This is a genomic window from Phocaeicola faecium, from assembly GCF_014837055.1.
Taxonomy (GTDB): Bacteria; Bacteroidota; Bacteroidia; order Bacteroidales; family Bacteroidaceae; genus Phocaeicola; species Phocaeicola gallinarum.
Map to the genome: position 1 here is coordinate 1 of NZ_JACSPQ010000013.1, position 8,553 is coordinate 8,553.

Annotated in this window: 6 protein-coding genes, 1 pseudogene and 1 CRISPR repeat array; of the genes and pseudogenes, 4 read left to right on the forward strand and 3 right to left on the reverse strand. The window is 44.3% G+C overall.

Translation table 11 applies throughout. The annotated features are described in order from the left end of the window. The first annotated feature begins 83 nt into the window (after positions 1-83). Positions 84-1,129: direct repeats of the CRISPR family, unit length 47 nt; unit sequence GCTGTTTCCAATAGGACAAAGATACTAATTTGAAAGCAAATCACAAC. A gap of 775 nt (positions 1,130-1,904) precedes the next feature. The 3 genes from H9626_RS10915 to H9626_RS10925 all read left to right on the forward strand — a co-directional run bounded on the left by H9626_RS10915 (position 1,905) and on the right by H9626_RS10925 (position 3,607). Next, positions 1,905-2,333, forward strand: a complete 429-nt coding sequence (locus H9626_RS10915) for a hypothetical protein (RefSeq protein WP_191710489.1) — start codon at positions 1,905-1,907, stop codon at positions 2,331-2,333. A 121-nt stretch (positions 2,334-2,454) separates the two neighbouring features. Continuing rightward, the gene (locus tag H9626_RS10920; protein ID WP_191710490.1) at positions 2,455-3,378 is read left to right on the forward strand and encodes a helix-turn-helix domain-containing protein; all 924 of its coding nucleotides are present in this window, start codon (positions 2,455-2,457) and stop codon (positions 3,376-3,378) included. Continuing rightward, positions 3,329-3,607, forward strand: a complete 279-nt coding sequence (locus H9626_RS10925; RefSeq protein WP_191710491.1) for a hypothetical protein — start codon at positions 3,329-3,331, stop codon at positions 3,605-3,607. Before H9626_RS10920 ends, H9626_RS10925 begins: the two co-directional genes overlap by 50 nt. Before the next feature lie 11 nt (positions 3,608-3,618). Here the strand turns inward: H9626_RS10925 and H9626_RS10930 are convergent. The 3 genes and pseudogenes from H9626_RS10930 to H9626_RS10940 all read right to left on the reverse strand — a co-directional run. Further along, positions 3,619-3,753: pseudogene (locus tag H9626_RS10930) on the reverse strand (carboxymuconolactone decarboxylase family protein); the annotation flags it as partial. A 45-nt stretch (positions 3,754-3,798) separates the two neighbouring features. Beyond that, the gene (locus H9626_RS10935; protein WP_225230971.1) at positions 3,799-4,446 is read right to left on the reverse strand and encodes a flavodoxin family protein; all 648 of its coding nucleotides are present in this window, start codon (positions 4,444-4,446) and stop codon (positions 3,799-3,801) included. Between the two features lie 37 nt (positions 4,447-4,483). Beyond that, positions 4,484-4,852, reverse strand: coding sequence for a cyclophilin-like fold protein (locus H9626_RS10940; protein ID WP_225230972.1), 369 nt, complete (start codon positions 4,850-4,852; stop codon positions 4,484-4,486). A 933-nt stretch (positions 4,853-5,785) separates the two neighbouring features. On the opposite strand from H9626_RS10940, the gene H9626_RS10950 reads away from it, so the two are divergent. Next, positions 5,786-8,389 carry a fimbrillin family protein gene (locus H9626_RS10950; RefSeq protein WP_225230973.1) on the forward strand — a complete coding sequence of 868 codons (2,604 nt, stop codon included), beginning with the start codon at positions 5,786-5,788 and terminating at the stop codon, positions 8,387-8,389. The last annotated feature ends 164 nt before the right edge of the window (positions 8,390-8,553 follow it).

Here is an 8,553-nt window from a genome sequence, read left to right on the forward strand (position 1 = left end):
TTCCGAATCGACTACAAATAACACCGATTCGGAACTAATTCACAAAATTTGCAACGTGGTTTACCGAATGCTTACGACTAAACGCTGTTTCCAATAGGACAAAGATACTAATTTGAAAGCAAATCACAACACGATGTAAGCAGTCCTGAAACAGCAAAAGCTGTTTCCAATAGGACAAAGATACTAATTTGAAAGCAAATCACAACAATTACAAAGGGTTGGAATTAAGCCCAAAAGCTGTTTCCAATAGGACAAAGATACTAATTTGAAAGCAAATCACAACCTGGTACTGTAGCTGCTGGTGATGCAGCAAGCTGTTTCCAATAGGACAAAGATACTAATTTGAAAGCAAATCACAACTCTAGTTGTTGAGGTACGATAACGTTTTGGCTGTTTCCAATAGGACAAAGATACTAATTTGAAAGCAAATCACAACGAAAGCAGACGAGAAGTGCTACCTCACCCAGCTGTTTCCAATAGGACAAAGATACTAATTTGAAAGCAAATCACAACCATGGTTGACCGTTTGACCGGCAAGCCTGTGCTGTTTCCAATAGGACAAAGATACTAATTTGAAAGCAAATCACAACAACGGACACCCTTTGTTCATGATTCTTGTAGCTGTTTCCAATAGGACAAAGATACTAATTTGAAAGCAAATCACAACAAATCTTTTTTATGGATTAGTACCGTTTTTGCTGTTTCCAATAGGACAAAGATACTAATTTGAAAGCAAATCACAACCGAATCACATGCGACAACCAAGAGACCCAAGCTGTTTCCAATAGGACAAAGATACTAATTTGAAAGCAAATCACAACGGTCTTGCTGGAATTGGCTCAGGTATTGGTGCTGTTTCCAATAGGACAAAGATACTAATTTGAAAGCAAATCACAACAAAGGCAGACGAGAAGTGCTACCTCACCCAGCTGTTTCCAATAGGACAAAGATACTAATTTGAAAGCAAATCACAACGCGACTTCATGTATCTTGACATGTCTGTTGGCTGTTTCCAATAGGACAAAGATACTAATTTGAAAGCAAATCACAACGCGACTTCATGTATCTTGACATGTCTGTTGGCTGTTTCCAATAGGACAAAGATACTAATTTGAAAGCAAATCACAACACAGTTTCTTGAATTCTGAAATATTCATGGTGAATTGTTTGATAATTGGTTTTTAATAACTATATTTGCCTACACAGAAGGCATTGCCCGCAGTTGTCCCGCGCGAAAGCACACAGGGAAGAGACGGGGCAGTGCCTTTTTACGTTATAGCAGCCTCATGAAATGCAGGGCTGTTTCTAATAAGACAAAGATACTAAATTGAAAGCAAATCATAACTATATGAAAAGGAGGATATGAGACCAACGTTGATGGGGCTGCTGGCAAAAAAACGCTGAGATATGTCCTTGCGTCCGTCCGGCCCGTAAAGGGAAGCCAGCCCGTGGCTCTCCGCCAGTCCGGATTGGATAGCCGGTGTCATATCCCAACTTGGGGTTCATCCTGCCTGCGCGCTGTCATTATCAGCCTTCACGTGGCCCCATCGCCCCCGAGGTGTTGGCACGCTTGATTACTCCGCTCAGTCAGGACTTCGTCACAAATATACAATTTTAAAATTGAATGACAAATGAATAACACCGAAGATCCGTGTATATGAAGTTCTTTTCAATGAAGTTAAAGGTGGATAAGTCTATCATCCCCTCCCTCCCGCTTGTTCGAGAGCTTGAAAAACGCTAACGGTAGAACGGGGTAACAGTATGGGTAGAAATGGGTAACGCATCCGCATGGAATGGGTAACACTAACGGTTGCGTTTTTGAGGGGATATATACGGCTTTCTTTTGGTTTTTCCTTTGATAATCGTTACTTTTGTTTTTGGTAATTTTTGTAAACAAATGAGTTATGGATGTCTCAAGCTGGTTTAAAGGTTTTGAAAAAGGATTGGAAAAACTGTCGGGTGAAGAGAGGGAGCGGCTTTTTTTTGAATGTGGTAAAAATTGTGTGAAGAATGGCGTACTTTCTGTTTATGAAGAACTTTACGAGAAGGCTGGGGGTGATATGGATGTTTTCTTCCTGAAAGCAAACGATTTATCGGGAGTGGAAAGTGAGGTGGTAGAGAAGGGTAGGGTGTATGGTCTTACTTTCTTGGAATGTACTTGCGGGTTATATAAGGAAGGCTATGTTACTTCGCCTTTGTTGTGTGAATGTTCTCGTCAAAGCGTAATTTATGCTTTGCATCATTTGTGGAAAAGTCACCAGTTTCGTGTTACGCTTTGTCAGTCTATTTTACAAGGAGCAAGGTGCTGTAAGTTGAAAATTGAGGTTCTGTGATTACGGAAAAACACATTTTACTGATCTTTATACCCATTTTACTGAAAGGCTTTGCGGATGTGCCTGTTAATCAGGGAAAATCAATATCTTTGGGATGATTTCATGAAAAATGCAGGACGTTATGGGCGAAATATTGAATTTGAATACGATACACGATTATAATGTGTTTTTGGGACTGGAAACGTTGAATCCGCTGGTGAGTTTTGTGGATTTTTCGAGAGTAGAAGTGTTGGTTCACCGCCGCAAGTGTTTCAACTTTTACGGCATCTTTCTCAAGGAGAAGATTCACGGACCGCTGGTTTACGGACGAAGCAAGTACGATTATCAGGAAGGTACGCTCGTGTTCGTTGCGCCCGGACAGGTGGCTGGCATTGACGACGACGGGGAAACCATACATCCGCAAGGTTATGCCCTGCTGTTTCATCCTGACTTGATTCGAGGTACGTCGCTTGCCCGCAGAATGAAAGAGTATACTTTCTTCTCATACGAAGTGAACGAAGCCCTACACATGTCGGAGCGTGAGCGTCAGACCGTGTTCAACTGTTTCGGCGAGATAGAAGAAGAGCTGCAACACACCATCGACAAACACAGCCGCTCCATCATCGTCTCCAATATCGAGGTGTTGCTCAACCATTGCCTCCGCTTTTACGATCGCCAGTTTGCTACCCGCGAAGCCATCAACAGTGACGTTCTTACCCGCTTCGAGACACTGTTAGACGGTTATTTCGATACAGAGAAACCGGTTGAACTGGGGCTGCCTTCTGTGGCATGGTGTGCCGACCAGCTTCATTTCTCCGCCAACTATTTCGGCGATTTGGTGAAGAAGCAGACAGGCAAATCAGCGATAGAATACATCCATCTTGCCATTATCAATAAGGTAAAAGACCGCTTGCTGGAAACCAATAAGACGGTGAGTGAAATAGCTTACGAAACCGGCTTTCAATATCCGCATCATCTTAGCAGGTTATTTAAGAAAGTGGCAGGATGTACCCCCAATGAATACCGGAATAGCATCGTTCGTGGCGGGATATCGGAAAGCAGATGACTTGTTTTCCATTGATGAACCGGCAGTGAAGCTGGTGGTAACCCTTGCTGGCTCATCAATGGGAAAATGGTCTTATTTGATTCTCAGGTTCGGAATAAGCGGTTGGGTATCGGTAAGTACCAAATCTTCTACCATTTCTATTAATATAGAGAGTACCGCGCGTATAGATTTCGCTAAAGAAATAATCTGTCAGAAAGCGCGATACATCTTCATTCAGATTACCGGGTAACGGTGCGGTGAGTACATGGCTTCACGCAGTTCGACGGGAGTAACCCCTACATTGAGTGCAGCCCCGGCATGAGCTTTTAGCTGTGGAAGTGTCTGCATCATAGCAAGGGTAACACAAGTTATCATCTCGCGTTGTTTTAGGCTCAGGAAAGAATACGATTGCGATAATATATTTCTTCATTATGGTGTTGGTTATATACTTTTCCCTAATTGATAAGCCTGTTCTCCGTAATGCGTATTGCGTATTGAGCCTGCCGTCCATACGCCCGAAGCTACTACCTCGCCCACGCTTTCCCATCCGAGATATTCCATCAGCGTGTGGTAATGTAGAAGCATAGGCTCGGCTTCTTTCTTTTCGGTGTCGGCGTAAGTCATTAAGAAAGCAGCTTTCTTGTAATGACCTTTAATCTGTCCGTTGATGGCATAAAAGCGGTCTATCACCCGTTTCATTTGTGCCGAAATACCGAAATAATACATTGGCGTGGCGAATACCACCATGTCAGACTCTATCAGGTGCGGACGTAACTCGTTGAAATCATCTTTTATGATACACGGGCCGTCCATTCCGCAGCGATTGCAGGCACGGCATGGCTCTACTTGCTTAAATGCACAGTCGAAACGGAATATTTCATGTCCCTTTTCTTGTGCCCCTTTAATAAACTGTTCTGCCAGATAAGCAGAATTTCCATTCCGGCGGGGACTTCCGGTTAACACTGTTATCTTCATTTTGCCATTATTTTTAGTATTCAAGTTTTCTACAGCTTTCACCAAGCCACTGCCCAAGACAACACTTCCGGCAGCCGCAAGCAGTGATTTGCGGAAAAAGTCTCTACGTTCCATCAGTTCAGGTTGTATTTCATGGTCGGTTTGTAAGAAACTATCGGTTTAATGAGAGGGTAACGGTAACGTTGCCATTTCCTAAAGCCGATTTTAAGTGCGCAGCATTAGCGTTGTCTATCTTACCTATCCGTGTGAAATTCCACGAATTGGTATCGTAATAAATTACTAAATATTTGCCTTGATAAAGAATGATATCGCCGGGACCGGTTGTCGTCTGTCGGTCATTGCGCGGAAGGTTTGTTCCCAGCGGTCCGACTTTTTCCATATTCCCGTAATCTTCCATTTCGATTGTGATATCTCCTTTTGAAAGCAGTTCCATTAAGCCTTTTGCCGACGAATTGTCAGTGAGTGTAGCGGTAAATGTTTCGCCGTTTTTGATTGTTAGTTTGATTGAATTTCTTTCCATATATTTGTGATTTTTGTCGTTTATTCCATCCGATAGTCCGAACACCGATGAACTTATTGATACGATGGTGAACAATAATATTATTACTCTCATGAACTTCATAACCTTGTGTATTTTTTAATCCTCGCATTTCTTTGAGTCTTGTAGATTTATTTTCCCATAGTCTTTTTTACTTGCTTCAATAAGTCGGGAATATCCAAATGCTGCGGACACGGTATGCACCGGCACAATCCGCCGCTTGTTTCGATAGCTTTTTTAGCCGCCCATACATTTACTTTGTCGCCGTGTACCCGATTCATGCAGAAACTACCGAAACATTTTCATATTATCTTCCATCGTCTTATCTTTTCTGCAAAGATAACCCACATTCAAGTTCAGGTCTGTAACCTATTTACTGAGGTTTGTACCTCATTTACAGATTATATCTTTCAGGTGATGTGGTAATATTTGCTCAAAGTATTCGGCATTTTAATAGCCTTCTCCTCTGTTTCTTCGTTTGAGTATGCCGATACCTTTGCTAAAGCACACATAGCCTATCTCTTAATAAATTCTCCGCCGCTATGCCCTGAAAAAACGCTACCGTTAGTGTTATCCATCCCATGCGGTAGTGTTAAGAGGTTCTACCCATAGCGTTGCCCGGTTCTACCCATAGAATTTTTCGAGCCTCCGGATAGGCTGGAGAAGGCTTAATAAACTGTTTTCATTTTCGTGTGTGCTTCACATGATAACGAGCCAAGACAGCTGCTGAACGCAGCTCCTTTAAACCTTGAATTAGAATCTTGAGTATAAGGGTACTGTCAGATGTACATCGGAAAACAATATAACATTCTTATTTTTAGAGATATAACAAAAGAAAATGTACATGCCCCATATTTTATGAGATTTTTATATCGGTTTATATTTGTTACGATAAAATCAAATATGACTGACTGTATGAATAATCTTATAAAACATTACTTTTTCTCACTTGTCTTTTTAGGTTCGTGCTTCATGATTTCTTGTACAGATGACGATGAGATGATACGTGTCTCAGACAGTATCAGGTTTATATCGGATGTTCAGAATACATGGTTTTCCGTCGGAACAAGGGGAACAACAGAAGACACGCATCCGTCTGCCTCTCTCTTGAAGACTGACGGCATGAATCTCCTTTACCTGCACACCCTCTATACTGACAGCATAGAGCCTCTGTCTGCGAATAATACAATCCCGTCCACCCGTGCCACTCCGGTAAATGTCGGCAACATGTACGAAACGTTCGGAGTGTCGGCCTATTCCTATACGGGTGAATGGAGCGGCACGCAAACCCCTAATTACATGTATGACGTTCTTGTCAGCAAAACCGGAGGCTCGTGGATGCCATCATCCAGCAATTACTGGCCCGGCAGTGCCTATAAGATGAAATTCTTTGCCTATGCTCCGAAGGGTAATGAGGCTTACCGCCTTTCCGGTCGGGAAGCATCCGGAGTATCGACCATTACTTGTACGATACCTGATGATGTGACCAACCAACAGGATCTGCTTGTGGCAGCATCCGATGAGCTCCCGGGCAATTCCAACACTTCGGTCGCTCTTACTTTCCGCCACGCATTGACTGCCGTGAGATTCGTATGCGGTAGCGACATGAAGGCGGGTACTATAAAAAGCGTAACGCTGAAAGAAGTGAATTCCACAGGTACTTATAACTTCGGCACACATACATGGAGCGGTATCGGTGCGGTGAAGGACTTTTCCCAAACGCTGGGCAAGGCTTCCAGTGGAACACCGGACGAAGCCATCACCACAGAGGCGCAAACCTTCATGATGGTTCCGCAGACGCTCCCCGACGGTGCGGTGATCGAGGTGGTTTTCAACGACGGAACAGAACATACCCTGACCGGGAATATAGGAAAACAAGTGTGGCCGATGGGAAAAACTGTAACCTACAAAATATCCACCACTTCTGTCAACTGGGACTACGTGCTCACTGTCAACGGTCCTGCCGACTTTACCTATGCCGGAGAGACGAAAACCTACAGAGTGACCAGTTACCGGCAAAACAGTCAGGGGAAAAAAGAACCCGTAGAATGGAAGTCACAGTTCTCTACCGATGATGGAAAGACGTGGAGCGATGCAAGACCCGACTGGCTCACCGCATTCACGGCAAGTGGTGTGGGCAGCACGACCGCAGCATCCCTCAACGCGACGGTTGACGCACAGACAGGCACAACGGATAGTCCGCATACAAGGATATTAAGAGAACAGAGGGTCGGGCAGGGAACGGAAAAAGCACCGTACAACTTGGCAAACGGGCAAGGTGGACCCGCGATTGAAAATACCGCCAACTGTTATGTGATAGATGCCCCGGGATATTATTCATTCCCACTGGTTTATGGCAATGCGATCAAAAACGGAGCGACCAATAGTTCCGCGTATAGCTCTGCTGCCCCATCAAGCCCCAACATTCTGAACCCGCTCATCAACCATGCAGGAGCCGGTATTACCGGCCCTTATCTCACGTACAACGGATGTGTTCCCGCAAAAGCGGAACTGGTTTGGCAAGATGCCCCCTCGCTGGTCAGCGAAATAAAATACAATGCCGGAAGCAATGGCGGTAACATCTCTTTCAAGGTGGACCAGAACACCATACAGCAAGGCAATGCGGTGATTGCAGTCAAGGATGCCTCGGGCGACGTCCTCTGGTCTTGGCACATTTGGGTGACAGACGAAGATGTAGACAATGTTATTGAAGTGACCAATTACCAGAATGTGGAATACAGCTTCATGCCGGTTCCCCTCGGATGGTGTGATGGAGAGACCGTCACCTATGAGGCGCGTAACTGCAAAGTGCGTTTTACAGCCGGTGAACAGACATCTGATATTGTCGTTTCCCAAAAAAGCTCAATCGTCACAATCGGTGGTAATCATCCCTATTACCAATGGGGACGCAAGGACCCGTTCCGTCCGTCCAACGGTGTGAACGGCAATAAAATATGGTATGATGCAAACGGCACATCTTCTGCCAATAATGTAAAAGTGGAGTCATTCTCGTATGGAGCAGAATGTATCAGGAACTATATACTTAAGCCTGATATAATGCAAAAGAATAAAGAGGGAGACAATGCCTACTACAACCTATGGGACGCCGACAACAATACGTATTCTACCAATGACAATCAGGTCGTCAAAACCATTTACGATCCCTGCCCTGTCGGTTTCAAACTTCCTGCCAGCAATGCATTTACGGGATTTACAGCAACAGGAAGCAGCAGCTCTACTGCTTATCCAGCCAATGGTACTTGGGACAGTACGCGCAATGGTTGGAACTTCTACGCCCAAGCCAATAGGACCGGACAACAGATTTTCTTTCCTGCATCGGGTGCTCGAAACTATATTGACGGCAAGGTTAGCCTCATTAACAGCGACGGCCTCTATTGGTCGACTGGACCGTACAACCAAATTAGCGGGTGGCGCCTGAACTTCAGGTCGTCGTATGTGAATCCTTTGGGCAACTACTACCGTTCTGCCGGGTACGGTCTACGTCCTGTTCAAGAATAGCCGTTTTTACGGCGGAATAAACATAGGATATAAAAACAAAAAAACCGCTGAACTTTCAGCGGTTCTTCTTGTTGGAAGCGGAGAGAGAGGCTCTCGAACTTATACTTTCACAGAATATCATAAAACTGCAAACGACTGATAATCAAGTGTAAATTACAATATAG

Bases quoted from the DNA above. Each gene is read 5' to 3' on its own strand.
- H9626_RS10915 (WP_191710489.1), top strand. From the start codon at position 1,905: ATGGATGTCTCAAGCTGGTTTAAAGGTTTTGAAAAAGGATTGGAAAAA.
- H9626_RS10920 (WP_191710490.1), top strand. From the start codon at position 2,455: ATGGGCGAAATATTGAATTTGAATACGATACACGATTATAATGTGTTT.
- H9626_RS10925 (WP_191710491.1), top strand. From the start codon at position 3,329: ATGAATACCGGAATAGCATCGTTCGTGGCGGGATATCGGAAAGCAGAT.
- H9626_RS10935 (WP_225230971.1), bottom strand. From the start codon at position 4,446: ATGGAACGTAGAGACTTTTTCCGCAAATCACTGCTTGCGGCTGCCGGA.
- H9626_RS10940 (WP_225230972.1), bottom strand. From the start codon at position 4,852: ATGGAAAGAAATTCAATCAAACTAACAATCAAAAACGGCGAAACATTT.
- H9626_RS10950 (WP_225230973.1), top strand. From the start codon at position 5,786: ATGAATAATCTTATAAAACATTACTTTTTCTCACTTGTCTTTTTAGGT.